Source organism: Aminobacter sp. BE322 (genome assembly GCF_050433525.1).
Taxonomy (GTDB): domain Bacteria; phylum Pseudomonadota; class Alphaproteobacteria; order Rhizobiales; family Rhizobiaceae; genus Aminobacter.
The window spans coordinates 761,851-787,074 of record NZ_JBNPXB010000001.1 but is presented as its reverse complement, the minus strand read 5'-3'; the positions used below and the strand labels follow the sequence as shown (position 1 = coordinate 787,074).

Annotated in this window: 24 protein-coding genes; 10 read left to right on the top strand and 14 right to left on the bottom strand. The window is 65.0% G+C overall.

What is annotated here, in order from left to right; all coding sequences use genetic code 11:
* Nucleotides 1-16: 16 nt before the first annotated feature.
* The 4 genes from J2X50_RS03565 to J2X50_RS03550 all read right to left on the bottom strand — a co-directional run bounded on the left by J2X50_RS03565 (nucleotide 17) and on the right by J2X50_RS03550 (nucleotide 3,283).
* Nucleotides 17-883 (bottom strand): glycosyltransferase family 2 protein, encoded by an 867-nt coding sequence (locus tag J2X50_RS03565; protein WP_429091539.1) that lies wholly within the window; start codon nucleotides 881-883, stop codon nucleotides 17-19.
* Nucleotides 884-912: 29 nt separating this feature from the next.
* Entirely contained in the window at nucleotides 913-1,758 is an 846-nt protein-coding gene (locus J2X50_RS03560; protein ID WP_429091537.1) for a hypothetical protein, read from the bottom strand.
* Nucleotides 1,759-1,762: 4 nt separating this feature from the next.
* Entirely contained in the window at nucleotides 1,763-2,599 is an 837-nt protein-coding gene (locus J2X50_RS03555) for a hypothetical protein (protein WP_429091534.1), read from the bottom strand.
* Between the two features lie 213 nt (nucleotides 2,600-2,812).
* Nucleotides 2,813-3,283, bottom strand: a complete 471-nt coding sequence (locus tag J2X50_RS03550) for an Lrp/AsnC family transcriptional regulator (protein ID WP_429091531.1) — start codon at nucleotides 3,281-3,283, stop codon at nucleotides 2,813-2,815.
* A gap of 532 nt (nucleotides 3,284-3,815) precedes the next feature.
* Here J2X50_RS03550 and trxB point away from each other — a divergent pair.
* Both trxB and J2X50_RS03540 read left to right on the top strand, forming a co-directional pair.
* Nucleotides 3,816-4,790, top strand: a complete 975-nt coding sequence (gene trxB, locus J2X50_RS03545) for a thioredoxin-disulfide reductase (RefSeq protein ID WP_429091529.1) — start codon at nucleotides 3,816-3,818, stop codon at nucleotides 4,788-4,790.
* Between the two features lie 33 nt (nucleotides 4,791-4,823).
* Nucleotides 4,824-5,720, top strand: a complete 897-nt coding sequence (locus tag J2X50_RS03540; RefSeq protein ID WP_429091526.1) for a LysR family transcriptional regulator — start codon at nucleotides 4,824-4,826, stop codon at nucleotides 5,718-5,720.
* Here J2X50_RS03540 and J2X50_RS03535 read toward each other — a convergent pair.
* Nucleotides 5,714-6,226, bottom strand: a complete 513-nt coding sequence (locus tag J2X50_RS03535; RefSeq protein ID WP_429091846.1) for a methyltransferase family protein — start codon at nucleotides 6,224-6,226, stop codon at nucleotides 5,714-5,716. The two genes, J2X50_RS03540 and J2X50_RS03535, sit on opposite strands and share 7 nt — an antisense overlap.
* Before the next feature lie 992 nt (nucleotides 6,227-7,218).
* On the opposite strand from J2X50_RS03535, the gene J2X50_RS03530 reads away from it, so the two are divergent.
* Nucleotides 7,219-7,626, top strand: coding sequence for a GFA family protein (locus tag J2X50_RS03530; RefSeq protein WP_429091523.1), 408 nt, complete (start codon nucleotides 7,219-7,221; stop codon nucleotides 7,624-7,626).
* Nucleotides 7,627-7,641: 15 nt separating this feature from the next.
* On the opposite strand, the gene msrP is transcribed toward J2X50_RS03530, so the two are convergent.
* Together msrP and J2X50_RS03520 are read right to left on the bottom strand one after the other, a co-directional pair.
* A complete protein-coding gene (msrP, locus tag J2X50_RS03525; protein ID WP_429091520.1) occupies nucleotides 7,642-8,601 on the bottom strand; it encodes a protein-methionine-sulfoxide reductase catalytic subunit MsrP in 960 nt (319 codons plus the stop codon).
* Between the two features lie 165 nt (nucleotides 8,602-8,766).
* Nucleotides 8,767-10,818, bottom strand: a complete 2,052-nt coding sequence (locus tag J2X50_RS03520; RefSeq protein ID WP_429091517.1) for an elongation factor G — start codon at nucleotides 10,816-10,818, stop codon at nucleotides 8,767-8,769.
* A gap of 297 nt (nucleotides 10,819-11,115) precedes the next feature.
* On the opposite strand from J2X50_RS03520, the gene J2X50_RS03515 reads away from it, so the two are divergent.
* The gene (locus tag J2X50_RS03515) at nucleotides 11,116-12,705 is read left to right on the top strand and encodes an ABC transporter substrate-binding protein (protein WP_429091514.1); all 1,590 of its coding nucleotides are present in this window, start codon (nucleotides 11,116-11,118) and stop codon (nucleotides 12,703-12,705) included.
* Between the two features lie 114 nt (nucleotides 12,706-12,819).
* Here J2X50_RS03515 and J2X50_RS03510 read toward each other — a convergent pair whose 3' ends face one another.
* The 4 genes from J2X50_RS03510 to J2X50_RS03495 form a co-directional block, all read right to left on the bottom strand.
* A complete protein-coding gene (locus J2X50_RS03510) occupies nucleotides 12,820-14,709 on the bottom strand; it encodes an MFS transporter (RefSeq protein ID WP_429091511.1) in 1,890 nt (629 codons plus the stop codon).
* A 191-nt stretch (nucleotides 14,710-14,900) separates the two neighbouring features.
* Nucleotides 14,901-15,071: a hypothetical protein gene (locus tag J2X50_RS03505; RefSeq protein ID WP_018428911.1), complete on the bottom strand. Its 171-nt coding sequence runs from the start codon at nucleotides 15,069-15,071 to the stop codon at nucleotides 14,901-14,903.
* 127 nt (nucleotides 15,072-15,198) lie between these two features.
* Nucleotides 15,199-15,570, bottom strand: a complete 372-nt coding sequence (locus tag J2X50_RS03500; RefSeq protein WP_429091508.1) for a hypothetical protein — start codon at nucleotides 15,568-15,570, stop codon at nucleotides 15,199-15,201.
* A gap of 224 nt (nucleotides 15,571-15,794) precedes the next feature.
* Nucleotides 15,795-16,997: a pyridoxal phosphate-dependent aminotransferase gene (locus J2X50_RS03495; protein ID WP_429091506.1), complete on the bottom strand. Its 1,203-nt coding sequence runs from the start codon at nucleotides 16,995-16,997 to the stop codon at nucleotides 15,795-15,797.
* 358 nt (nucleotides 16,998-17,355) lie between these two features.
* On the opposite strand from J2X50_RS03495, the gene J2X50_RS03490 reads away from it, so the two are divergent.
* Complete coding sequence (locus tag J2X50_RS03490; RefSeq protein ID WP_429091503.1) at nucleotides 17,356-18,261, top strand: EAL domain-containing protein; 906 nt, start codon at nucleotides 17,356-17,358, stop codon at nucleotides 18,259-18,261.
* Nucleotides 18,258-19,097 (top strand): hypothetical protein, encoded by an 840-nt coding sequence (locus J2X50_RS03485; protein WP_429091500.1) that lies wholly within the window; start codon nucleotides 18,258-18,260, stop codon nucleotides 19,095-19,097. The genes J2X50_RS03490 and J2X50_RS03485 overlap by 4 nt, the downstream gene beginning before the upstream one ends.
* 348 nt (nucleotides 19,098-19,445) lie before the next feature.
* Here J2X50_RS03485 and J2X50_RS03480 read toward each other — a convergent pair whose 3' ends face one another.
* The gene (locus tag J2X50_RS03480; protein ID WP_340038229.1) at nucleotides 19,446-19,655 is read right to left on the bottom strand and encodes a cold-shock protein; all 210 of its coding nucleotides are present in this window, start codon (nucleotides 19,653-19,655) and stop codon (nucleotides 19,446-19,448) included.
* A 291-nt stretch (nucleotides 19,656-19,946) separates the two neighbouring features.
* On the opposite strand from J2X50_RS03480, the gene J2X50_RS03475 reads away from it, so the two are divergent.
* A complete protein-coding gene (locus J2X50_RS03475) occupies nucleotides 19,947-20,276 on the top strand; it encodes a hypothetical protein (RefSeq protein WP_429091498.1) in 330 nt (109 codons plus the stop codon).
* A 21-nt stretch (nucleotides 20,277-20,297) separates the two neighbouring features.
* Here the strand turns inward: J2X50_RS03475 and J2X50_RS03470 are convergent, their stop codons facing one another.
* Entirely contained in the window at nucleotides 20,298-20,873 is a 576-nt protein-coding gene (locus J2X50_RS03470) for a methylated-DNA--[protein]-cysteine S-methyltransferase (RefSeq protein WP_429091495.1), read from the bottom strand.
* Between the two features lie 166 nt (nucleotides 20,874-21,039).
* Between J2X50_RS03470 and J2X50_RS03465 the strand changes: the two genes are divergently transcribed.
* From J2X50_RS03465 to J2X50_RS03455, 3 genes are all read left to right on the top strand, one after another.
* Nucleotides 21,040-22,119: a transglycosylase SLT domain-containing protein gene (locus J2X50_RS03465; protein WP_429091493.1), complete on the top strand. Its 1,080-nt coding sequence runs from the start codon at nucleotides 21,040-21,042 to the stop codon at nucleotides 22,117-22,119.
* Complete coding sequence (locus J2X50_RS03460) at nucleotides 22,116-22,601, top strand: GNAT family N-acetyltransferase (RefSeq protein ID WP_429091490.1); 486 nt, start codon at nucleotides 22,116-22,118, stop codon at nucleotides 22,599-22,601. The genes J2X50_RS03465 and J2X50_RS03460 overlap by 4 nt, the downstream gene beginning before the upstream one ends.
* Before the next feature lie 833 nt (nucleotides 22,602-23,434).
* A complete protein-coding gene (locus J2X50_RS03455) occupies nucleotides 23,435-24,517 on the top strand; it encodes a branched-chain amino acid ABC transporter substrate-binding protein (RefSeq protein ID WP_429091488.1) in 1,083 nt (360 codons plus the stop codon).
* Nucleotides 24,518-24,526: 9 nt separating this feature from the next.
* Here J2X50_RS03455 and J2X50_RS03450 read toward each other — a convergent pair whose 3' ends face one another.
* A complete protein-coding gene (locus J2X50_RS03450) occupies nucleotides 24,527-24,892 on the bottom strand; it encodes a hypothetical protein (RefSeq protein WP_429091486.1) in 366 nt (121 codons plus the stop codon).
* Nucleotides 24,893-25,224: the final 332 nt, after the last annotated feature.

The following is a 25,224-nucleotide window of genomic DNA, read 5'->3' as shown; positions in this document are numbered from 1 at the left end:
GGGTGACTCCCGCGGTCTAGAAGCGGGTGATCCGGTCATCTCTCAAGAGCGTCGCCCTATTGTTCGAATCCAACCATTGGTTCAGGCCGCGCTCTGCCCAAGTCAGCCGCTTGTTCCGAGTATTTTCCTTAACCTCATGGCTCCGCTGTTTCATGCCGGGAGTCACATATCCATGGTCATGATGGAGGTGAAGGGCGATCGTGGAGTAGCGGATATGCCGAGGATTTATGCCCACATGTCGCAAACGAAGGCCGAATTCCACGTCGAGGCCGCCATATTGCATGTCCTCGTTGAAGCCGTTGACCTGGATGGCCTGGCTCCGCAGGCAGGATGCGCTATGGCCATTCCAAGTTGGTGCTGCTGGAGTCAGCCGATTTAGCAATTCGTCCCAAGGGCTCGCAGCCATCAGCTTCAACAGTTTCGAGCTGAAGGGAATTCCCTGCCGCATTAGCCAGAACGCGCTGAACGCCTGCTGCCCGGCAATGTCGTCCTTTGTCAATGCCTCGGACAAGGGAAGGGGGAGCTTGAAATAGCCGCCGGTCAGGAACCGATCCGGCTGCGCCAACCGTGTGTGTACATCCACGAAATCACGGCGCGGCACGCAGTCGCCATCGGTCAGCAGGATGCGCTCGCCCTGTGCCACAGCGATCGCCTTGTTGAGGATCCGGCACTTCTGGAAGCCGTCGTCGGGCTGCCAAACGTGCACAATTGGGATCGGGCTGATTGGCGCCATCGTCGCGAGCATTTCGCGGGTTTCGTCGCTGGAGCCGTCGTCGGCGATCACGATCTCGAAATCATGGCGGCTCTGGTCGAAATAGCCCCACAGCACCTTCTGAAGCCAGGTCGGCGAATTGTAGGTGGAGATAATGACACTTGTCTGCATGCTTTTCGTCCTGGGCCTCACCGATCCCGTCAGCGCGAAATAGGAAACCCGTATTTCCTGACCATGTTTTGAATGCACCGGTCGTTGGCGCCGGTCAGGTTTTCGGCCTGCAATGACGTCGTCTGGCTGCCTGGCCAGTCAATGATCTTGATCTTCCCTGGCAGCTTCTCGCCAAGGTAGCCATTCATCCTCCACATCCAGTACAGCCATATATCGTCGGCGCTCGGGCTCAGGCTCGAGAAAAGCCCGATGTTGCACACGTCCTCATGGAAGCAGTCCGGCGGGTAGAGGACGCTGAGCACACCTGTCGGGAAGATGAGCGGAGATGCTGCAGCCTGCGCAATGTCGCGTTGCCAGTGCTTGTAGGGTGCTGGATCACCGTTGCCGTCCGCGACGATCCGGTGGGCGCGGTGGCATATGACATGCCTCTTGGAGGGATCGTACGCAGCGGCGAGCTTTTCTATACAGTCCGCTCGATAGTAGACGTCATCGTCCACGGTAATGACGAAGCAGTCCTTGTGGTGTTGCAGCGTCGGTATGATTTTCGTGTAAGCTCGCATGTCCGTGCAGGCGGCAATCTCAAGACCGTGACTGCGCAGCTCAAGTACATCCTCAGGTACCAGCGGGTAGTCTTCGTGGGAAACCCACAGGATGGTCGTGTCGGGGCGGACGGTCTGGAAAAGGATCGACCTCAGTGTGAACGCCAGCGTGTCGAAGCGAGCTCTGTAGCTGGTCAGGGAGACAATCAGTGGCTTGGGCAGGTTGTGTGCCCGTGCCTCATTGGTGGACACTGATCTACGATCAATTTCCGCCAATGCCCGCTTGACCCTGACGCTCTTTTTAAGTGCTTTGAACTTCGCCGGAATGTTGAGCATTCTGCTAGCCTTCCCAGTGCTTTCGCAGCCATCCCGTGTCGCCGATCCGGCGATACCAGCGCTGTCCGCCGCCTTCCAGAACCTCGCTCATCTTTGGGCTGCCGGCGAAGACAACGATGCGCGCGCCCGGCGGCAATGTCGGATCTTGCACGAAGCTCCTGAAATGACGGGGTACGCAGTGGTTCTTGAAGCTGACGCACCATTCACGCGGCCAGTATTGCAACTTTCCATGCGCTGCAAGCTGCGCGCTCTGGAATTGTTGCGAAATCTCGTAGCGGTCGAGCGCACCGGCCGGATCGGCGACGTAAGCATCGAAGATATAGGAGTGGGCCCCGATTTCGTAGCGAAACACGGAGCTGTTGCCCACTGACGCCAAGAAGCGATCCCGCTGCGGGTTGAGCTTGCGCAGTGGCTTGCTTCGGAACAGATCATCGTCCCGAATGATGAAGAACTCGCCCGGCTGATCGAAAAATGGGCTGAGATCGTCAACGACGACGAGGTCGAGGTCGAGGAAAAGTGCCGTGCCTTGCAGATCGGCCAGATCGCGCCGGAACAGCGCGAGCTTGCGCCAACGTCTGTCCTGCCGACCGCTGGGCAGGTCCAAAGCGGGGAGCGGCAATGTCTCGATGTCGTCGTCCAGCCCGGTGGTATCGTCGGTGAAGCAGACGAAGCGATGCGGGCGTTTCAAATGCCTGACGACGCCGCGACGCAGGTTGTTGACGTATTCAGGGCCGTAGAACGATCCCCATTTTATGCAGATCACATTAACTGCAGTGTCCAGACCTGAATTCGGCATTTTCCGTTCTGCTCCACTCACAGCCTGTTCACCAAACACGTTCATGAATACCCCAGTGGCTCGCCGCGAACCACATTCTAACCTTGAGAGCAGAGCCAGTGGCAATTCCGTACAGCTTCTTCTAGCCGGAATATGGTTTCTTCTAGCCGGAAAAGGCGCGGGTTCCATGGAAATTAGGTCAGTCCCGCTCAAATTGTCGTTTGAGCGCGCTGGCAGCCGATGTTCCCTTCGCCAGTGGGCGGAGCGGCGTCGCCGCCCCTAAATCCCCACCAGCCCCTCGTCCTTGACCTGCCTGATGGTGAGGGCGGTGCGCACCGTGTCGACGTTGGGCGAGGACGTCAGCTCGTCGATGACGAAGCTCTGGAAGCTGCCGAGGTCGGGGGCGACGCAGTGGAGCATGAAGTCGCTCTCGCCCGACACCATCCAGGCGCTGCGCACGATCGGCCAGTTGCGGGTGCGCTCGGCGAAGGATTTGAGGTCCGCCTCCGACTGCCGGTTGAGGCCGACCAGGCAGAAGGCGACGACGTCCATGCCGAGCGCCGGCGCGTTCAGCACCGCCCGGTAGCGCAGGATGATGCCTTCGTCCTCCAGCCGCTTGACCCGGCGCAGGCACGGCGGCGCCGAGATGCCGACGCGGCGCGACAGCTCCACATTGGTCATGCGGCCGTCGTCCTGCAGTTCGCGCAGGATCTTCCAGTCGATGGCGTCGAGGTCGGCCTTGATAGCCATGTGCGCTCCCGGATTCGCGCAAGAATCTTTCGTAAATCCGTCAATAGACCAGCCGCCGGACTTCGGAAACCCGAACCCTGCAAAATGCGGTTGCTTTCGGCGAGGTGCGATGCACCGGGGGACGGCCGCACCAACGCCGGCCTCGGGGCGCGCGACAACCGCCGCGGAACTTCGGAAACCGAGCTGCGCAAAGTGGCCATGCCTTCGCTGCGTACCGCCCCCTTCGTCGCTGCGTCGGACCACCTGCGCTTGCGCCGGATGCCAGCCTTCGGGCGTGACGACCCATCCGGGAGGCCGGGAAATCCGTGCGCCGCAGGATGCCGCCGGGCGATGCGTGAGCTGTTCTGCCCATGGCGGCACCGGGCCCGCTTCGCCGCGGCACCCGCGCCGAGCCATGCGCCAAAAGCAACCTTTCGGGGGAGTAACATCTTGTCGCCTTGCACGGGGCGGGGGTGAACCCCTAGATTAGGGGCGTTCTGCGCCCTGTTTCAGAGGGCGCGGGCCCGTTTCCATTGACCATGAAGGCTCTTCGATGACCGCCAAACATGCGCCCGTCCTCATCATCGGTTCCGGTCCGGCCGGATATACGGCGGCGATCTATGCGGCGCGCGCCATGCTGAAGCCCGTGCTCGTCGCCGGCATCCAGCAGGGCGGCCAGCTGATGATCACCACCGACGTGGAGAACTATCCGGGCTTCGCCGAGCCGATCCAGGGCCCGTGGCTGATGGAGCAGATGCGGCTGCAGGCCGAGCATGTCGGCACCGAAATCATCAACGACATCATCACCGAGGTCGACCTCGACGTGCGGCCGTTCAAGGCAAAGGGCGATTCCGGCACGCTCTACACCGCCGACGCGCTGATCATCGCCACCGGCGCCCAGGCCAAGTGGCTGGGCCTGCCCTCCGAGCAGGTGTTCCAGGGCTTCGGCGTGTCCGCCTGCGCCACCTGCGACGGCTTCTTCTACCGCGGCAAGGACGTGGTGGTGGTGGGCGGCGGCAATTCGGCGGTCGAGGAGGCGCTGTACCTCGCCAACCTCGCCAAGACGGTGACGGTGGTGCACCGCCGCGACCATTTCCGCGCCGAGCGCATCCTGCAGGAGCGGTTGTTCGCCAAGAACAACATCAAGGTGGTCTGGGACCACGCGGTGGACGAGATCGTGGGTGCGCCGGCGCAGAAGCCGCTGCCGCCGTCGGTCAACGGGGTGCGTCTCAAGAACGTGCACACCGGCACCATCACCGAGATGCCCACCGACGGCGTGTTCGTGGCGATCGGCCATGCGCCGGCGGTCGAGCTGTTCGTCGGCAAGCTGAAGCAGAAGCCGAACGGCTATCTGTGGACCGAGCCGAACTCGACGCGCACCAGCCTGCCGGGCGTGTTCGCCGCCGGCGACGTCACCGACGACGTCTACCGCCAGGCGGTCACCGCCGCCGGGCTCGGCTGCATGGCCGCGCTCGAAGCCGAAAAATACCTGGCCGGCATAGAAGTGCATCGCGAAGCGGCCGAATAAGGCCGGCCATACGCCAAACATAAGAGGGGAAACATGGCGTTGGATTGGGACAAGTTGCGCGTGTTCCACGCAGCGGCGGAGGCTGGCTCGTTCACGCATGCGGCCGAGACGCTCAGGCTGTCGCAGTCGGCGATCTCGCGCCAGGTCAGCGCGCTCGAGCACGACATCGGCGTGCCGCTGTTCCACCGCCATGCCCGCGGCCTGGTGCTGACCGAGCAGGGCGAGATGCTGTTCCGCACGGCGCACGACGTGCTGATGAAGCTCGAGACGATCAAGACGCGGCTGACCGAAACCAAGGACAAGCCCTCGGGCGTGCTGAGGGTGACGACAACGGTCGGCCTCGGCGCAGGCTGGCTCACCGACCGCATCCAGGAATTCCTCGAACTCTACCCCGACATCCAGCTGCAGCTCATCCTCGCCAACGAGGAACTGGACCTGACCATGCGGCAGGCCGATTGCGCCATCCGCCTGCGCCAGCCGCAGCAGCCGGACCTGATCCAGCGCCGCCTGTTCACGGTGCACTTCCACCTCTATGCCTCGCCGGCCTACGTCAACAAATACGGCAAGCCGGAAACGATCGCCGACCTCAAGAAGCATCGCATCGTCACCTTCGGCGTGCCGGTGCCTACGCATCTCAGCGAGCTCAACTGGCTGGAGACGGTCGGCGACTTCGAGGGCGGCCAGCGGGTGCCGACGCTGCAGATCAACGACATCCTGTCGATCAAGCGCGCCGTCCAGACCGGCGCCGGCATCGCCATGCTGCCCGACTACGTCATCGGCAAGGACGCGAACCTGGTGCAGCTCCTGCCCGAAACCGAGGTGCCGTCCTTCGACACCTATTTCGCCTATCCCGATGCGATGCGCGACCAGGCGAAGCTGCACGCCTTCCGCGACTTCATCATCGCCAAGGCGCGCAGCTGGGCCTACTGAGGTCCGGCCCCGCCGCCCCGCCAGGGCGTGAGGCGGGGCAGCCAGCCCGGCACGTGTCGGCGATAGGTTTCGTACTCGCTGCCGTAGCGGCGGGCGAGCACGGGCTCCTCGTAGAAATGTACGAAGAGCGTGAAGGCTGTCCCGACCGCCGCGGCGTAGACGGCGAGCGACGCGCTCCAGAACATCGACGCCTGGCCGAGGACGATCGACAGCACCGCGACGTACATCGGGTTGCGTACGTAGCGATAGGGGCCACCGACCACCAGCCGCTCGGTGGGGGCGACGGGCGCGGGCGTGCCGAGGCCCTCGAGCGCAAAGCGCGCGAAGGCGTGGAGCAGGACGGCGAGGCCTGCGGCGGCGAGAACGCCGCCGGCCGCCACCAGAGGGCCAGCGGCGAGCGGCGCGGCATAGCCGCCGACGAGCAGCCACGGCACCAGGCCGGCGACGACGCCGGGCGCGAGCACGAAGAAGACGGCGCTGCCGAGGAGTGCGGCTGGCTTGCGCAGGCGATGCCCTCCCATTGACCGGATTGCCGGGATATTGCCCATCTGCACCTTTCCGCCGCAAGCGCCGATTTCGCCTGCCCGATCCGGCGTCATTGCACTGCAGCGAAACCTTCCCGGATACTTTGGGGTTTTTGCGCAGTGCGGCAGGGCGTGGCGGGCGAAATTTGGCCGCCTTCGCCGGTTTTCTCTGGTCCTATGCGGTTTCTAACATTGTTGGACCACAGCTCGCGCCTTTTTGCATGAGTGCATTGCAAAATAGATGCTTGTTTATTGGGCATGGAGGGCACATATATTGACCATCTCCGGGGCGCGTTCCTCCTCCCATTAGCGCCCTCGAGTGTTCCCCTCTGGAGGTTTAGCCTTAATCGGCACTTCCAAACAAACTCAGCCGGATCTTCTTGGATCCGGCTTTTTTGTTGCCCGGATTCCGGGCGAGGCGCAGCAATGCCGCGGCGTCCCCCCAAGGGCGCGGTGCGTTCAACGAACGCACAAGGGACGCTCCAGATTTTCGGCTGCGGCAATCTTCTCCGCTTTCCGGTGATCTCACCTGAGGGCCGGATGTCAGCCGCGCAATGGGTCGTCGTCGCACGACGAGCCCGCGCATGCGCCCTTCGGAAAATCGGTTCCGATTGTCGGGTTCATGCACCAAACGTGCCGCGTAACAGTGACATGTAACATCAGGTAACATTCCCGGAACCGGCTGCCAGGACTAGGTTTTTCATGGACGCGGTGATTGGCGCCGTGGGAGATGGGGGCATCACCCGCAGCGCCAGGGCTCAGGCAAGGCGCCGCGTCCAGCAGTTTGCCGGTGGACTGACTATCGGCCACGATGCGGCGGACCTGCCGTCCCGCCTCCCGCGGAACGGTCCGCAAAAAAGCGGCGTCCTGGAATTTGCCAGGGCGCCGCTTTTGTTTTGTCGGCAGGCCTGCTCAGGTCGGGCTACGGCGCCGTGATTCCATATTTCGCAAGAGCGTCCGCGGGGAGAGCAGGCATGGGCGCAACGTTGGCGGCGAGACCGAGGATCCACACCGGCGGCTGCCTTTGCGGTGCCGTTCGTTTCGCGGCGGTCGGTCCGGCCGGCAAGCCGCACACCTGCTCTTGCCGCATGTGCCAGCGCCACACCGGAGCCTTGACCGCGGCCTGGGTGGAGTTCGACCGCGACAAGGTAAGCTGGACCGGGCCGGGCGGGGCGCCGTCGGTCTATCGCTCGTCGGACATGTCGAGCCGCGCCTTCTGCCCGGACTGCGGCAGCTCGCTCGGCGCCATCGACGATGCGCCCGTCGTGGCGTTGCTCCTGGGCACCTTCGACAAGCCCGGCGCGCTTGAATTCATGCCGACGGCCCACTCCTTCCCGAGCGGGCGGCCAAGATGGTGGCACGTCGAGGCGAAGGCCGGGTAGGAGCGGCGGCGGGGCTCACATGTAGAGCCTGGCCGGGTCCTTGCCGGCATAGAGGTGCGACACCTCGGCGGCGTAGCCGTTGAACAGCTGCGTCGGCACCAACTCGCCCGTCTGCAGCACGCGCTCCCTGGCCTGGCTCCAGCGCGGATGCGGCACCTCGGGGTTCACGTTGGCCCAGAAGCCGTATTCGCTCGGCTGGATCGCTTCCCACAGGCCGAGCGGCTGCTCGGCGACGAAGTCGATCTTGCGGATCGACTTGATCGACTTGAAGCCGTATTTCCACGGCAGCGCCAGGCGGATGGGCGCGCCGAACTGCCTGGCGAGCGGCTTGTCGTAGGCGCCGGTGACCAGGAAGGGCAGGTCGATCGCCGCTTCCTCGATGGTGACGCCCTCGACATAGGGCCAGGGGTAGAGGAAATCGTTCTGGCCCGGCGCCATCTTGGGGTCGAGGAAGGTCTCGAAGCGGATGAACTTCGCGTCCGACCTGGGATTGACCATCGCGACCAGCGACTTCAGCGGAAAGCCGCTCCAGGGAATGGTCATCGACCAGGCCTCGACGCAGCGGTGGCGATAGAGCCGCGTCTCCAGCGGGAACTTGCGGATCAGGTCGTCGATCGCGATCGTCATCGGCTTGTCGACCAGCCCGCCGATGGCGACCTCCCACGGCCGGGTCTGGAGCTGCTGGGCGTTGGCGGCGATCTCCTTGTAGGAGCCGTATTCGTAGAAGTTGTTGTAGTTGGCGTTGACCTCCTCGGGCGTCAGCGGCCGGTCGAGCTTGTAGGCCTCGTTGCGCCGGGCGGGGTAGAGGTCGGCGGTAGGGTCCTTCTCCTCGGCGCGGGCGCGGCGCGGCAGGGCGGCGGCCGCCAGGCCCAGCCCCATGCCGGCGAGTATGGCGCGGCGGTTGAGGAAGACGTCCTCGGGCGTGGCCAGCGCCTCGGAAATCGCCCAGCTCGGGCGGCGGTGAATGACTACCATCGCATATGCTCCTGTCCGGGGAAGGTTCGGCCTTCGGCGGCGCGAAATCAACGCTTACGCATTCACATACGTGTGCGAACGCCGCAGCGTTGCACTCCCTGCCATCAAGAGAACGTGAAGATGTTCCGGACGGCGCGATGGCCGTCCGGAAAGCTCTTCGGCTGCCTACGCCGCCTTGCCGGCCGACTGCATGGCCTCGTCGGCGAGGCGGCCGGTGAGCTCGGCCATGTGGTCGAACTCGGCGCGGTAGGTGGCGGCACCGGCGGTGGCCGAGCGCAGCTCGATGATGAGGTCGCCGATCTCGGACTGCGGCATGGTCGCCTCGACGACGTCCCAGCCCAGCCAGCCGTCGCGGGCGTCGTAGCCGAGGATCTGGCCGCGCCGCTGCGGCACCAGCGCGATGATGCGGGCGGTGGCATCCGAGGGCGTGAGGATCTCCACCTTCATGACCGGTTCGAGCAGCACCGGCGAGCAGGCGCCCATGCCCTCCTTCATGGCGATCTTGGCGGCCATTTGGAAGGCCATGTCGGAGGAATCGACCGTGTGGTACGAGCCGTCCGACAGGTTCACGGCGATATCGACGACGGGAAAGCCCAGCGGCCCGGTTTTCAGGAAGTCGCGCACGCCGGCCTCGACGGAGGGGATGTACTGCTTGGGCACGACGCCGCCGGTGATCGAGTCGGTGAACTCGAAGCCCGAACCACGCGGCAACGGCTTGATCTCGATGACCACGTCGCCGAACTGGCCGTGGCCGCCCGACTGCTTCTTGTGGCGGCCGCGCTGCTGGACGCCCTTGCGGATCGTCTCGCGATAGGGGACGGCGGGCGCGTGGCCCTCGATCGGGATCTGGTTGCGGCCCTCGAGCCGTTCCCTGACGACACGCAAATGCATCTCGCCGTGGCCTGACAGCACGGTTTCGGCCGAGTCCTGGTTGTGGTGCAGCGTCAGCGAGGGGTCCTCCTCGGCAAGCCGCTGGATGGCGGCCGACATCTTCACCTCGTCCTTGCGCTCCTTGGGCCTGAGCGCGAAGGCATAGACCGGCTTCGGCGGCTCGAGCCTGACCAGTTGCGTGGTGCCGCCCTTCGCCGTGGTCAGCGTCCGCCCCGTGGTCACGTTGTCGAGCTTGCCCAGCGCGACCGTGTCGCCGGCATTGGCGGACGGCAGCTTGGACTGGTCCTTGCCGAGCATGCGGTAGATGCCGGACACCTTGGCGGTGTCGGTGGCGTTGAGCCACAGCTCGGCCCCGTCGGCGACGCTGCCCGACAGGATGCGCGACACCGACAGCTTGCCGCCATGCGGCGTGTGGATGGTCTTCATCACCTGCACGACCGTGCCGTTGCCGTCGCCGGCGCCGAGCCGCTTGCGTGTCGCCTCCACGTCGGGCGCGTCGTGGCGGATGGCCTTGAGCAGGCGCAGCGCGCCGTTGCCCTTCTCGGCGGCGCCGATGAGCACCGGGACGACGGTGCCGTCGCGCAGGTCGGCGGCGAGGTCGTCGAATATCTCGTCCTTGGGCGGCTCGATTTCATCGAGCAGCTGCTCCATCAACTGGTCGTCGTGGTCGGCCAGGGTCTCGAGCATGGCGAAGCGGGCCTCGAGCTCGCGGGCCTTCTCGTCGCCGGGTATCTCGGCGATCTCGCTCTCGGCGTATTCGCGGTAGATGTAGGCGCGCTCCAGCGCCAGGTCGATCGAGCCGACGACGACGCCGTCCTTGCGCAGCGGGATCTGGCGCAGCAGCAGCGGCGCGCGGCTGGCCGGCTGCAAGAGCTTCAGCGTGTCGCGCACGCCGGCCGTGCCCTTGTCGACCTTGTTGAGGAAGAGGATGCGCGGCACGCCGAGATCGTCGAGCCTGCGCATGATGAGCTGGAGCGCCGGGATCTTCTTCTCGTCCGGCTCGGCGACGACGACGGCGAGGTCGCAGGCCGCCAGCACGGGTTCGGCCTCGAAGGCGAATTCGACGGAACCCGGGCAGTCGACGAAGGTGATGCTCTCGCCCATGAATTCGGTGGTGGCGAAGACGGCCTCGACGCTCATGGCGTGGGCCCTGGCCTCGGCCGAGTGGTCGGAGACGGTGTTTCCGGACGAGACCGGATGCTGCTTGGGGATCGTGCCCGTGCGGGCGAGAAGGGCTTCGAAGAGCGTGGTTTTACCGCTGGCGTAGGGACCGACGATGGCGATGCATTTCGGTCCCGTACGTCTTCCTCCGGCGCGACTACCCATGATCTGACCTCCACTCAGGCGTTTTGTCCCTGCAGCGGCGGCCGGCCTGTTCGACCGTCGCGGGCATTTTCTCGTCTCGGTAGGCCTCCCTAGCTGGCTTATCGAAACACGGCTTTGAAGGCAGGGCAAGGGGATGCCGCGGGCAATGCTGCCGTTGCGGCAGGCAAAACGGCCTGCGCTCCAAAAGCGGCAACAAATGTCGTGTTTGGCTTACGGACCGGCCGGCGCGCCAAACCATTATCCGGCGGGGGGATCATTGCGGCATCAAGTCACATCCATCTGGAGGAACTCAGCCTAATGTCCAATGAACTCGAGCATCTTGGCCGCCTCGTCGCGAGCGGGCAGCTGTCGCGCCGCGACTTTCTCGGCCGCGCGGCGGCACTCGGCGCCACGGCATTTTCGGCCAACGCGCTGCTCGGCAACGCGGCGCGCGCGCAGGCGCCCGCCAAGGGCGGGATACTGAAGGCAGGCATGGTCGGCGGCGCGGCCACCGACAGCCAGGACCCCGCTACCTGGGCGAGCCAGGTGCCCTATACGATCGGCCGCTGCTGGGGCGAGCAGATGCTGGAGGTGTCGCCGACGGGCGAGATCGAGCCCAGGTTGGCCGAGTCCTACGAGGCGTCCGACGACGCCAAGACCTGGCACTTCAAGATCCGCAAGGGCGTGACCTTCCACAATGGCAAGGACCTCACCCCCGCCGACGTGATGGCGACGCTGGAGCGGCACGCCGACGCCAACTCGAAATCGGCCGCGCTGGCCTTCGTCAGCCAGTTCGAAAGCATGAAGGTCGACGGCGACTATGTCGTGATCCAGCTCAAGGAGGCCAACGCCGACCTGCCATACGTGGTCAGCGACTTCCACCTGATGATCCAGCCCAATGGCGGCAAGGACGATCCGACCGCGGGCATCGGCACCGGGCCATACAAGTTGGTGGTCAACGAACCGGGCGTGCGCCACGGCGCCGAACTGACCAAGGGCTATTGGGGCTCCGACAAGCGCGGCCATGCCGACCAGGTCGAGATCGTCGTCATCAACGACGCCACGGCGCGCACGGCGGCCCTCCAGGGCGGCCAGGTCGACATGATCAACCGCGTCGAGCCGAAGATCGTGGATCTCATCAAGCGCGTGCCGGGCGTCGAGATCCGCAACGTGCCGGGCAAGGGGCATTATGTCTTCATTGCCCACTGCAACACCGCACCCTTCGACAACAACGACCTCAGGCTGGCGTTGAAATATGCGGTGGATCGCGAGGAGATGGTGCAGCGCATTCTCGGCGGCTATGGCTCGGTCGGCAACGACATGCCGGTGACCAAGGCATATGCGATGTTCCCGGAGGGCATCGAGCAGCGGAAGTACGATCCCGACAAGGCGGCCTTCCACTACAAGAAGTCGGGGCACGACGGGCCGATCCTGCTCAGGACATCCGACGTGGCGTTCCCCGGTGCCGTGGACGCCGCCCAGCTCTACCAGCAGAGTGCCGCCAAGGCGGGCATCCCCATCGAGGTCAAGCGCGAGCCCGGTGATGGCTACTGGTCGGAAGTGTGGAACAAGCAGCCTTTCTCGATGTCCTACTGGACCGGGCGCCCGACGCAGGACCAGGTCTACTCGATCGCCTATCTGTCGAAGGCCGAGTGGAACGACACCCGCTTCTTCCGCGAGGACTTCGACAAGCTGATCCTGGCCGCGCGCGGCGAACTCGACCAGGCCAAGCGCAAGGAACTCTACCGCCAGGCGGCAATCATCCTGCGCGACGAGGGCGGCATGATCGCGCCGATGTTCAACAACTACATCGACGCCACCGGCACCAAGGTGGGCGGCTGGGTCGACGACCCGAACGGCGAGCTGATGGGCGGCCACGCCCTGACCAAGTGCTGGGTCAACGCCTGAGGCAAAGGTCGATCGCGGAAGCTGGCGGGCGCGTGGCTCGCCCGCCAGCCCTTCGGGAACGAAAAAGCCCGGCAGGCGGTGCCTGCCGGGCTTTTTTCGCCAGGGGCCGGAGGGTCAGTCCTTGGCGTTGAGGTCGGTGCCGAGCGTATCCTTCACGAAGACCACGCCGATGATCAGCGTCATCGCGGCGATCGCGATCGGGTACCACAGGCCGTAGTAGATGTCGCCGGCCGCAGCGCTCATGGCGAATGCGGTTGCCGGCAGCAGGCCGCCGAACCAGCCGTTGCCGATATGGTAGGGCAGCGACATGCCGGTGTAGCGGATGCGGGTCGGGAACATCTCGACCAGGATCGCGGCGATCGGGCCGTAGACCATGGTCACGTAGACGACGAGGATGAACAGGATGCCGATGATCATCGGCCAGTTCACCGCGGCCGGATCGGCGACCATGGAATAGGCGCCGCCGCCGGCGATGCTGTAGACGGTGACGTCTGTGGCGCCGGCGGCTTCCTCGGCCGTCAGCAGCTTGTCCTTGACCGCCTGGTCGAGCGCAACCGTCGACTTCTCGCCGCCGCGGATGGCGGCCGCGTCGAGCTTGAGTTCCGGATTGGCGGCGACGAAGGCGTCGAGCTTCTGGTCGGCAACCTTGGCCGCACCGCGGACCAGCGGATAGCCGGCCGCGTGGAGAGCCATGTTGACCGCCTTGGTGAAGGCGCCGTCCTTGGCCTTGGCCTGGTCGCCGGCGGCAACCGCGTCATAGGACTCGACCGTCGTCTCGCCGACCTTGACGGTGGCCGCGGTGCCCGCAGCCGCCGTGGTGACGACGTCGTAGGGAACCGAGTTCTTGGTCAGGAACGAGGTGGCGATGTCGCAGGACGTGGTGAATTTCGCGGTACCCACCGGGTTGAACTGGAACTTGCAGTCGCCGGGTGCGGCGGTGACGGTGGCGCGAACGTCCTGCTGGGCGGTGGCGAGGGCCGGGTTTGCCGCCCAGGTCAGCGCCTTGAACAGCGGGAAGTAGGTGACGATGGCGAGCGCCAGGCCGGCCATGATGATCGGCTTGCGGCCGATCTTGTCGGACAGCCAGCCGAACAGCACGAAGAAGCCGGTGCCGAGCAGCAGCGAGATCGCGATCATGATGTTGACCGACTGCGCGTCGACCTTGAGCACGTTCTGCAGGAAGAACAGAGCGTAGAACTGGCCGGTGTACCAGACCACGGCCTGGCCGGCGGTGAGGCCGAGCAGCGCGAGCAGGGCGATGCGGGCATTCTTCCACTGGCCGAAGGCTTCCGACAGCGGCGCCTTGGAGCCCTTGCCCTCTTCCTTCATGCGCTGGAAGGTCGGAGATTCGTTGAGCGACAGGCGAATCCAGACCGAAATTCCGAGCAGCACGCAGGAGAGCAGGAACGGCACGCGCCAGCCCCAGGCGGCGAAGGCTTCCTTGCCGAGCCAGGACTGCACCACCAGGATGATCACCAGCGACAGGAACAGGCCGAGCGTCGCCGTCGTCTGGATCCACGAGGTGTAGTAGCCGCGACGGTCGTCGGGGGCGTGTTCGGCGACATAGGTCGCAGCCCCGCCATATTCACCGCCGAGTGCCAGGCCCTGCAGCATGCGCAACGCGATCAGGATGATCGGGGCGGCGATGCCGATGGAGGCCGAGCCGGGCAGCAGGCCGACGAAGAAAGTCGACAGGCCCATGATCAGGATGGTGACGAGGAAGGTGTACTTGCGGCCGACGAGGTCGCCGATGCGGCCGAACACAAGCGCGCCGAAGGGGCGCACGAGGAAGCCAGCGGCGAAGGCGAGCAGCGCGAAGATGTTGCGCGTCGCCTCGGGGTAGGAGGCGAAGAAGGTGGCGCCGATGAAGGCGGCGAGCGAACCGTACAGATAGAAATCGTACCATTCGAAGACGGTGCCGAGCGACGAGGCGAAGATGACCTTCTTCTCCTCGCGCGACATGCCTCGCCCTTGGCGGACGTCGGCGGTTGCCGAAATTGTCATATTTGTGTCTCCTCCCAGAGTGCCGGCGGTCACGGCCCGGAGACAGGTCTCCATGGGAAGCCGCCGAACCTAACGACTTCAAAGTGATAACGCCGGGAGGCGGACGCTATCCATCGCTGCTTTGGGATTATGACTTTGGTCGTAGGCGGTCTCCGGCGGCGATTTCGCGCCGCCGGAGGCGTCGGGAAGGGTCAGGCGGCCCGTTCCTCTTTCTCAACCAGATAGCCGCGATCGCGCAGCCACCGGGCGATGATGATCTCCACCATGGAGGACACCGAGCGGTGGTCGTCCTTGGCGGCCTTTACCAGTGCTTCCTTGAGATCGCGTTCGATACGGAAGCCGAGTGGATGAGTCTTGGACATGGTCGTTCCTGGTATTTTTCGGGATCGTCCGATCCCGGGGAATACGACCGGCAACTGGCGACGTAGTTTGCTCTGTTCAATCGCTGGCTGGTCGGTCGGGCGGCGCAGGTGGGGCGCGTTGCGCCGTTCAGACCAGGTGCGGAGGCGCACGCGGTGCGCTGGTGCGGCCGCGCAGGAGACCGAAATTGATGATCGTGGGGAAGGAGGCTTCGCCGGCCACACCGGACGACAGCGTATGGACCGCTGCCGGCGTGACGTGGTCAAGCCCGTGGATCTGGCATTCGGAAACGGTGTTGCAGGTGGGCTCGGCAGCCGTCAGCACCGTCTCGGCGTGCCCGGCATCCTCGGTGGTCGCGGTCAGGTGCGCCACCGGGATATGGATGCCCGCTCCGGCTTGGCTCGATGCAACCGCCGCCGTCAGTACAGCAAAGGTCGACAACAACAGCAAGAAGAAGTGCGTCAGCAGCCTTGTGCTGCTTCGACCCTGCTGCTGTTCCACACGCCGATACAATGCCTGCCCTCGGATGCCTCTGCACTGCTCCGTCAACAGCGACGGAAATAGTATGTCAGAGTAGCAGCATTCGGGCCGTGGCGGCAATATGCAAATGTATAACAGCGTATGAGATTTGGAGAATATATTAGCCGTCCCGAACGCTTCTCGCGGCGCAGGCGGCTAAAGGAAACCCGGCCGAAGCCGGGTTCCCAATCAGCCTATCCTGATTCTCAGGAGAGCGAAGCCGTGAAGCGCTGGATGCGGGTGCAGGCCTCTTCGAGGAGCTTCTCCGACGTGGCGTAGGAGATGCGGAAGTTCGGGCCAAGGCCGAAGGCCGAACCCTGCACGACGGCGACGCCTTCGGCCTCCAGCAACTCGGAGGTGAAGACGGCGTCGTCGGTGATCGCCTTGCCGCTTTGCGTCTTCTTGCCGATCAGCCCTTCGCAGGACGGGTAGACGTAGAAGGCGCCTTCCGGCGAGGGGCAGGAGATGCCGCGCGCCTGGTTGAGCATCGACACGACGAGGTCGCGGCGGGCCTGGAAGATCGCCTTGTTCTTGGCGATGAAGTCCTGCGGGCCGTTGAGCGCCTCGACCGAAGCCCACTGGGCGATGGTGCAGGCGCCCGAGGTCTGCTGGCCCTGGATCATGTCCATCGCCTTGATCAGCTGGATCGGACCCGCCGCGTAGCCGATGCGCCAGCCGGTCATGGCATAGGCCTTCGACACGCCGTTCATGGTCAGCGTGCGGTCGTAGAGGGCGGGCTCGACCTCGGCGATGGTCTTGAAGACGAAGTCGCCATAGGTGAGGTGCTCGTACATGTCGTCGGTCAGCACCCAGACCTGCGGGTGCTTGAGCAGAACGTCGGCAATGGCGCGCAGCTCGGCCTCGGTATAGGCCGCGCCCGACGGGTTGGACGGCGAGTTCATCACCAGCCACTTCGACTTCGGCGTGATCGCCTTCTCGAGTGCCGCGGCCGTCAGCTTGAAGCCGTTGGCGATGGTCGTCTCGGCGAAGGTCGGCGTGCCGCCGCAGAGCGCCACCATCTCAGGGTAGCTGACCCAGTACGGGGTGGGCACGATGACCTCGTCGCCGGGATTCAGCGTCGCCATGAAGGCGTTGAACAGGATCTGCTTGCCGCCGGTGCCGACGATGGTCTGCTCGGGCTTGTAGTCGAGGTTGTTCTCGCGCTTGAACTTCCTGGCGATCGCCTCGCGCAGCGGGGCGATGCCGGAAACCGGCGGGTACTTGGTCTCGCCGCGGCGGATCGCCTCGATCGCCGCATTCTTGATATTGTCGGGGGTGTCGAAATCCGGCTCGCCGGCACCGAGGCCGATGATGTCACGGCCGGCATTTTTCAGCTCGCGCGCTTTCTGCGTGACCGCGATGGTCGCGGAAGGCTTAACGCGGGAAAGGGCATCGGCAAGAAAGGCCATGACTTGGTGTCTCCGGTTCGAAGATGGCGCGGTCGCGCGACCGCGGGCTCTCGTGCATGATCCCGAAAACCGGGCCGATTTTCGGCAGGATCATGCACTGGTTCATTTCGTTACAGCGTCCTTTGCGCGCCCAAACGGACGCGCGGCGCTGTAATGTCGCATGACGCAAGGAATCGCAAGCGGATTGACGCTTTGGCCCACCTGATCCTGGCGGCTTAGCCGCGTGTTCTTGCCTGTGCACAACCGCGGGCGAGCGCCGGCAATGTTCAACTTTGATCTATCCCGTTAACCGGCGATCAAATCTTCAATGAGATTTTGGCCGGGCAATTTCGCCAGCATCCCGGAAATAGGACGGACCGTGTCGAAAAGCATCGGGCTCGCCCAAATTATCCGGCAGGACGACGCTTCGTCGACCGGCGTCTGGGGTGTATACACCCTGCAAAGTGCGTTCCAGCCGATCTTCTCGTTCGCGGACGGCAAGCTGACCGCCACTGCCTATGAGGGACTGATCAGGCCGTCCAGGCAGGGCGAACCGGTACCGCCGGGCGTCTTCTTCGCGAATGTCGACGGTGCCGACCGGCTGCAGATCGAAACGCTGACGCGGACCCTGCACCTGCTGAACGCCGCAGCCTTCCTGCCCGCGGACGCGGCGATCTTCATCAATTTCGATCCGTCGGTGTTCACCGACGCTTCCATCGCCGAGCTTGCGCTGCGCGACATGCGCCATGTGCTGAACGAAGCCGGCATCGATCCGCGCCGCGTCGTCTGCGAGGTCACCGAGAAGAAGCCGGCCTCCGAGGAGGCGCTGTTCGGCTTCGTCAGCGCGCTGAAGGCCAACGGCTTTCGCATAGCGGTCGACGACTTCGGCTCGGACGAATCCGACATCAAGCGGATCCGCAACCTCAAGCCCGACATCGTCAAGTTCGATGCCCACTGGATCAGCCGGCTGATGGAGTCGGGTGCCGGTTTCGCGCTGCTGAAGGAGATGGTGGCGAATTTCGAGGACAAGGGCATCCGCACCGTGTTCGAGGGGCTCGAGCAGAGCTGGCAGCTGCAGCTGGCCGAGCGTTCGGGCGCCTCGATGGTGCAGGGTTACGTGCTGGCGCTGCCGGAGATCGTGCCGGCGAATTTCTCCATCTATTCCGGGCAGGAGAACGCGTCCGGCCGCGATATCGCGGCGGCGGCCGATCCCGAGCCCGCGCATGTGCCGCAGGCGCGCGCCCAAAGACCGGGCCGCAGTTTCGGCAAGAGGACATATTCATGAGTGATCCGGTTTTCGGTTTCGGGGCCATTCCCGCCGACCTCGGCGACAAGATCGTTGCCGACGAGGTCGGGATCGAATTCGGCGTTCATGGCCGCTTCCGCCTGCGTTGCGCGATCCAGCCCGTGTTCAGGCACAGGGACGGGCGCCTGACGCCCGTGGCCGTGGATGCGCAGGTCGTGCCCTATCTGAACGGCCAGCCGGCTGCGCTTGCCGGTTTCGACGCCGAGGTGTCGGGCGAGGACCGCGCGCTGGTGGCGCGGATGGCCGTGGTGCTTGCGCTCGCCAACGTCCACAACATCGGCGTCGAAGGCGTGTCGCTGATCTTCCGGCCCGAGGCGGCCGCAGGCGCTGCGGCGGTGGAGGACCTGCGCTTCATGGTCCGGCGGCTGGCCGACGAGGGGGTCGAGGCGTCGCGGCTGATCTGCGAGGTCGACGGGACGGGTGCGGCCCTTGCCGCGGCGGCCAGTGCGCTCGGCCTGCGCCTCGCGTTGCGGGGCCGCGCGGGGGCCGACCCGGATCAGGACGCGGCCGGAAACCTGGGTGCGGATGTCGTCCGGCTCGGGCGCGCTTCCTTCGACCGCTTCTGCGCCGATGCGGCCACCGGCCGGCTGCTCAGGACGGTGGTTTCCGAATTCCGGGCGCGCGGCGCATCGGTGCTGGTCGACGGCATCGACAGCGAGAACCATCTCGAGGTCGCGCTCGCGGCAGGGGTCGACCTGCTTGCCGGCGACCTGCTCGAGCCGCCGGTGCTGGTCGGCAGCGCGATCGACGAGGGCGCGCGCGACACTTCGCGCTTCCGCCGGGGCGACTGCGTCGTCATCCCGCTGTTCGGCTGACCTCGTTTTCCCAAGCATGGCGGCCAGGGAGGGCTCTGGAAGGCGCTCCGGCTGGCGAAGGGTTTGCCGAGGAAAGACGGGCAAAGAAAAAGGCGGGGCAAAACCCCGCCTCATCGGTACCTGATCCTGGTTTCCCGAACCCGCGGCTCACGGCAATCTGCCGCATCGTCCGCCTGGTTCTCGGCCGGCGCATCTTGCAGCGCCGCGCATCGCTAGGACGCGCAGCAGGCGCTGCAAGAACTAGGTTCGTGCATGTACGGGCGTCTTGCCCGCGTCATGCACCTGCGCTGCCGTCAGTACATCCGTGACTTGCAGTGCGACCGGAGCCTGCGCTCCGGCGCCCTCGGATCAGATGGCCTTCAGAGCTCCGGCAGACGAGCGGCCCGTGCGACGGTCCTGCTCGATCTCGTAGCTGATCTTCTGGCCGTCGGCCAGGTCGGTCATGCCCGAACGCTGAAGAGCGGAGATGTGGACGAACACGTCGGCACCGCCGGCGTCGGGCTGAATGAAGCCGAAGCCCTTGGTTGCGTTGAACCACTTAACGGTTCCAGTAGCCATTACGATTATCCTTGGCGTTTGCAGTTGGTCTTGATCTGGCGAAATCACCCGATCGATGTATCGAGATTTTGGAGATAGACTGAGCAAACGCGAAAAAATCGCGGTATCTAGATCTGTCGGCCGAAATATCAACACGCCGCAAATAAGCCGTTGGGCGACATTTTGCAAGCCCCGCGCTGCGCCGGAGATGGTTCCGGCCGGGGCTGCGCCGTGTTTCGCAACCATTGCGGGCGAAGGATGTTATAGTGGTCGGGCAACGGCGCAAAAGGGCCGGCGCCTTTGGAGGTCGTCATGAAAACTCTACTGCTTGCCGCCTGCATGACCCTGATCGCGGCCGAGGCGCAGGCGATCTCGCGCTACAATTCGACCAGCATGAGCTGTGCGGAGACGCGCGACGTCGTTCGCTACGAGGGTGCGGTGATCCTGCGCTGGCGCTCGCCGACCTCGGGCGTGCAGCGCTTCGACCGCTACGTGCGCGACGACCGCTTCTGCCCTGCGGGCGAGGAGGCGCAGCGCGCCTTTGTGCCGACCGCCGATGCGCGGTCGTGCCCGGTGAACATCTGCAAGCGGATCGAACGCGACTTCTTCCGCTTCAAGCGCCGGCTGATCATTCCCGACTGAGCCCAAGGCAACCGTCTTGCTCTAGAAGCCGAACGACGCCTGGGCCGAGGGTGGCGGGCCTGTGCGGACGCCTTCGAGCGAAAGCATCCTTTCCTTGGTGGCCGAGCCGCCAGTGGCCGAGAAGCCGCCGATCTTGCCGCCGGCGGCGAGGATTCGATGGCAGGGGATGACCAGAGGCACCGGGTTGGCGCCAAGCGCCGTCCCGGTCTCGCGGAACAGGCCCTTGTGGCCGGACTTTTCCGCCAGCCCGCCATAGGTGGTGGTTTCGCCATAGCCGAGGCCGCGCGCGGCGGCATAGATGTCGCGGCGGAAGTCGTCGACGCCGGCGAGATCGACCGGCACGGCCGAGAAATCGACGTCCTCGCCCTCGGCATAGCGGCGGATGTCGGCGATCAGCGCGCCGATCCACTGCGGCACCGCGCGGCTCGCGTCGCTTTCGCCGGCGAGGCGCAGCAGGCGGCGTTCGGCCGCAGCCGCGGTCCTTTCGGGCAGGCAGGCGCGGATGAGCCCGGCGTCGCTCCAGGCCAGCGCCATGAAGCCGAGCGCGGTCTCGAACACCGCATGCCCGGGCCTGGGATAGGAGATCGTGGCGTCCATGGATGATCCCTGAAACCTTGCGTTGCCAAGTACAAACCGGGAACATGATCGCATGATCTGCGACCCGATGCCACCCGAAAACCGACAGTCGCTGTGGATTGCCGGGGCAGATGGCTTGCTGTAAGGAGAATCGGGCGGGACGACAATCATCAAACAGAGCTTGGCTTTGCCGTCATTCAAGACCCATCTGCTGATCTCGGCAGCTCTTTCTGTGGCTCTGCTTTCGGGCTGCCAGACCAATACTGCGGCGCTGAGCACCGATCTTGCGACCGGCACTGAGGTGGCGCTTGCCACCCAGGCGGACGCCGCCGCTTCCACCGAGGCCGGCGCCATGGCTTCGGCCGAGGCCGACATCGCGCTGCCCGAGACGGTGGCCGTGGTGCCGACGTCCTATGCGGGCGGGGAGGTGTCGCCGGCGACCGCCGTGCTCGCGGCTGCGACCGAAACGCCGGCTGCCTCCGGGGCCGCCCCGGCGACCGAGGCGGCGCAGGCGCAATTGCCCACAGCTGCCGCCTCTGTCGCGCCCGTCCATCCGTCCGATGCTTCCGCCACGGCGACCGTCGCGGCGGCTGCCGCTGCACCGACTGCATCCGCGACGCCGGCTGCCGCGACGCTGCCGGCCGACGCAAAACCCTCGGCGGCGGCATTTGCGGCGCCCATGGCCGGCGGCGAGATCGTCGCCGACGCGCAGGCAAAGCTCGTCGGCGAATTTCCGCCTGCACCTTCGCTGCCCGGCCAGATCCTGCCGGCGACGGCGCCGATCCCCGGCAGCTACCAGGTCGCCTCGCTGGGCGACGTGGCGCCCGGGAGTTTTGCCACCTCCTCCTATGCCGCGCCCGACACGCCTTCGGCGGCTTCGTCCAGCATGATCGACGCGCTGATCGCCAAATATGCCGCCGTCTACGAACTGCCGGAGCAGCTGGTGCGGCGCGTGGTCAGGCGCGAGAGCAATTTCCGCCCGATGGCGCGCAAGGGGCCGTATTGGGGGCTGATGCAGATCCGCCACGATACCGCGCGCGGCATGGGCTATGACGGCCCGCCCAGCGGCCTGCTCGACGCCGAGACCAACCTCAAATACGCGGTCAAGTATCTGCGTGGCGCGTTCCTCGTGGCCGACGGCAACGAGGACCAGGCGGACCGCCTCTACCAGCGCGGCTATTATTACGACGCCAAGCGCAAGGGCCTGCTCGACGAGACCGGCCTCGGCCGCGACCGCGTGCGCCGCCGGGCCGAAACCGCCCTGTGACGGCATCCGGGCCGGCGGAGAACGACGTCCGGCTGCGCCGGCTGCTGCCGGGCGAACTGAAGACGCCGCATTGGCCGCACGGCTTTGCGATGCGGACATTCGAGGCGGCCGACGCGCCGGCGCTGCATTCGCTCCTGGGGCTGGTCTTCGACGACGGCATGGACGGGCCGTTCGAGCAATGGTGGCCGCGGATTTCGGGCGACGCCGAGTTCGATCCGGAGCTGTGCTTCCTGGTTCTTGACTGCGAGGGCCGGCTCGCGGGCGCCGCCCTGTGCTGGACCAGCGCCTTCCTCAAGGACCTTGCCGTCCATCCCGATTTTCGCGGGCAAGGCATTGCCGAGGCGCTGCTGTGGCACGTCTTTGCCACCTTCGCCGCGCGCGGCGCGGGCCACGTCGACCTCAAGACCAACCTGATCGGCAATGCCGACGCTGTGCGCCTCTATCGCCGGCTCGGCATGGTGGAGGTGGGCTGGGGCGGGTGAGGGGCGCTTTCTCCCTCCGACACCCCCTCGTTGCGTTCGGCACCTCGCCTATCGAGGGGCGTTGCGCGCTGCCTCGGGCGACCCCACCCCGATCCGCTGCGCGGATCGACCCTCCCCTCAAGGGGGAGGGAAAGCGTCGCGCTTCCTCATCGCCACGCCCCGTTGCCGGTCTGGCCATTGTCAAAGAACGCTCCCTTGTCGGGAGGGAAGACGGGCGGCCGCGCGATCGCTCATCTTAAAAAAAAATCGTGCGGTCCCTTGAGCCCTTCGCTGTCGCTTCGGGCGTTCGTGGCTCAAAAAGCCAAGCAATTGGCTTTTTGCCCGCTGCGCGGGCCGCCTCTCACCCCGTCCGGCGATTTCCGTTCCCGTCCGTTCCGCTTCCGGCGGCAAGGGCATTTTCGCCCCGGCCCCACTAGCGCATCGCCCAGCGCATCCGGGCCGTAGTACCCGCAGGGGAACCCCTGGACGGAACCTCCCCGGACCACGAGCCACGTCAGCCCATGAGCGGAGGCGCCGGTTCCTCCCCGCATGCCACCGTCGCGACCGGCGTTCCCGCGGGAGGAACTGTGGGAAGCATACGGGAGGTTTTTGGGGTGTGGAAAAACGAGGCGGGCATTTCTGCGAATGATGCTGACAGATGGTGACAAACAATAGTGGCGATGCTGTATTGAGAGCCTCAAACAAGACGATATATGCCGATTTTCTTTCACATTGGTACCAAGGCTCCGGGGGGATTTATGGAATTACGCCAGAGATTTGCGAGGTGCTCAAGCGGCATCTGGGGACGACTTGCTGTGACTTTGGCAATAATTTGCGGATTGGTTGCCCCCGCAATGACGCAGGAGAAGGCCGCGTTAAGGATCGCCGTCGCTGGCCCGATGTCCGGCCCGTTTGCTCAGATGGGCGAACAGATGCGTCGAGGAGTGTTGCTGGCGGTCGAAGATATCAACGCACGCGGTGGCATTGATGGACGTAGTGTTGAACTCGATGTTGCCGACGACAGGGGAGATGGCGAGACGGCGCAAGCCGTGGCCAGGAATCTTGCCAAGTCCGGTGTGCAGTTCGTGATCGGCCATTTCAATTCCGGGGCATCAATCGCTGCTTCGGAAGTGTACGCCAAGATGGGTGTCTTCATGATCAGCCCTGCATCGACCAATCCGTTTTTCACAGAACGCAGCGGCAAGGCAAAGAAGCTTTGGAATACCCACCGGACATCGGGACGAGACGATGTTCAGGGTACCGTCCTGGGGCGCTACATTGCCGAAAAGTTTCCCGGCAGAAATGTTGCCGTGCTCGACGATGATACCCCATACGGGCAGGGACTGTCGTCCAAGGCATTGGCGGCACTGAAATCGGCCGGACAGCCTGCGACACTCTCAGCCTCGATTGAGCAAGGCCAGAAGGACTTCTCCGCGCTCGTCGCACGGATGAAGAACAAGCAAATCTCCGTTGTCTTCTTCGGAGGTCTCGACAAGGACATGGGGAGACTCGTGCAACAGTCCGACAAAGCAGGTTTGAAGCTGCAATTTGTTGCGGGGGACGGCGTCTATACCTTTGACTTTCCAAAAATAGCGGGCACGGCGGCGGAAGGCACGCTAATGGCCTTTTCCAAAGAAGATCGATCGGGTCCAGACGCGAAGGCCATCGTTGAGCGCTTCAGGGGGAAAGGTTTCGAGCCGGAGGCCTATACTCTAAAGGCCTATGCGGCAGTGCAGGTGATCGCCAAAGGTGCCGAAATTGCCGGCAATAGTGACCCCAAGGCGATCGCGAAAGCTATCAGGTCAGGGGCATCGATACCGACCGTATTAGGGCCGTTGACCTTCGACAGCAATGGGGATCGCCGCGAGCCAGATGTGGCGATTTATGCATGGCGAAAGGACGGTAGCGGCAATCTCGTGCCCGCTCAGATTGATTGATAAGTTGCCCTATCGCTGGTCGGTCATGGCGCTTTTCACCTCCACCGCCCACGCCCGCCCTTCGTCGCCACCCCAGAGCAGCCAGGCGACGTAGCCGGCCGAGGGGTTGTCGTCGTTGCCGAAGTTCTTCGCCCGCTTGTCGACCTCGTGGCGGGCGAAGAAGCTGACCATGCGCTTGACGGTGTGGGGTGTGAGCTCCCGGCGGGCGAGCAGTTCCTCGGCGCGGGCGACGCCGATCTCGGTGCCGCCGCGCCCAAACTGCTTTCTCAGCGCAAGGCCCTTGGCGGCGTTGTCGGCCACCACCTTCGGCGGCACGAGGCTGATGCCCGCCACCTCGCGGCGGATCTCGTCGAACGGGTCGTAGGCTTGTGGCATGCGGCGATTCCTGCGGAGAGGGCAGGGTAGCGGGATGGAGGTCGGATTGGGAGGGGCGGGCGGCGGTTGCGCGCGTCATGACCCCCACCCTTTATCCCTCCCCACAAGGGGAAGGGAGGGCGTCGGCGCCGCGCGTCACCTCGATCCTCATGGAATTGATGGATGGGCGGTCAAGGCTCCAGACGGCGTGCCGGATGTTTGCCCCGCCTCCGCCGCGCTCGGCACCTTCCCATCGAGGAAGGAGGGCGTCGCGCGCTGCCTTGGGCGACCCCACCCCGATCCGCTGCGCGGATCGACCCTCCCCTCGAGGGGGAGGGAAAGCCGCTCGCGGC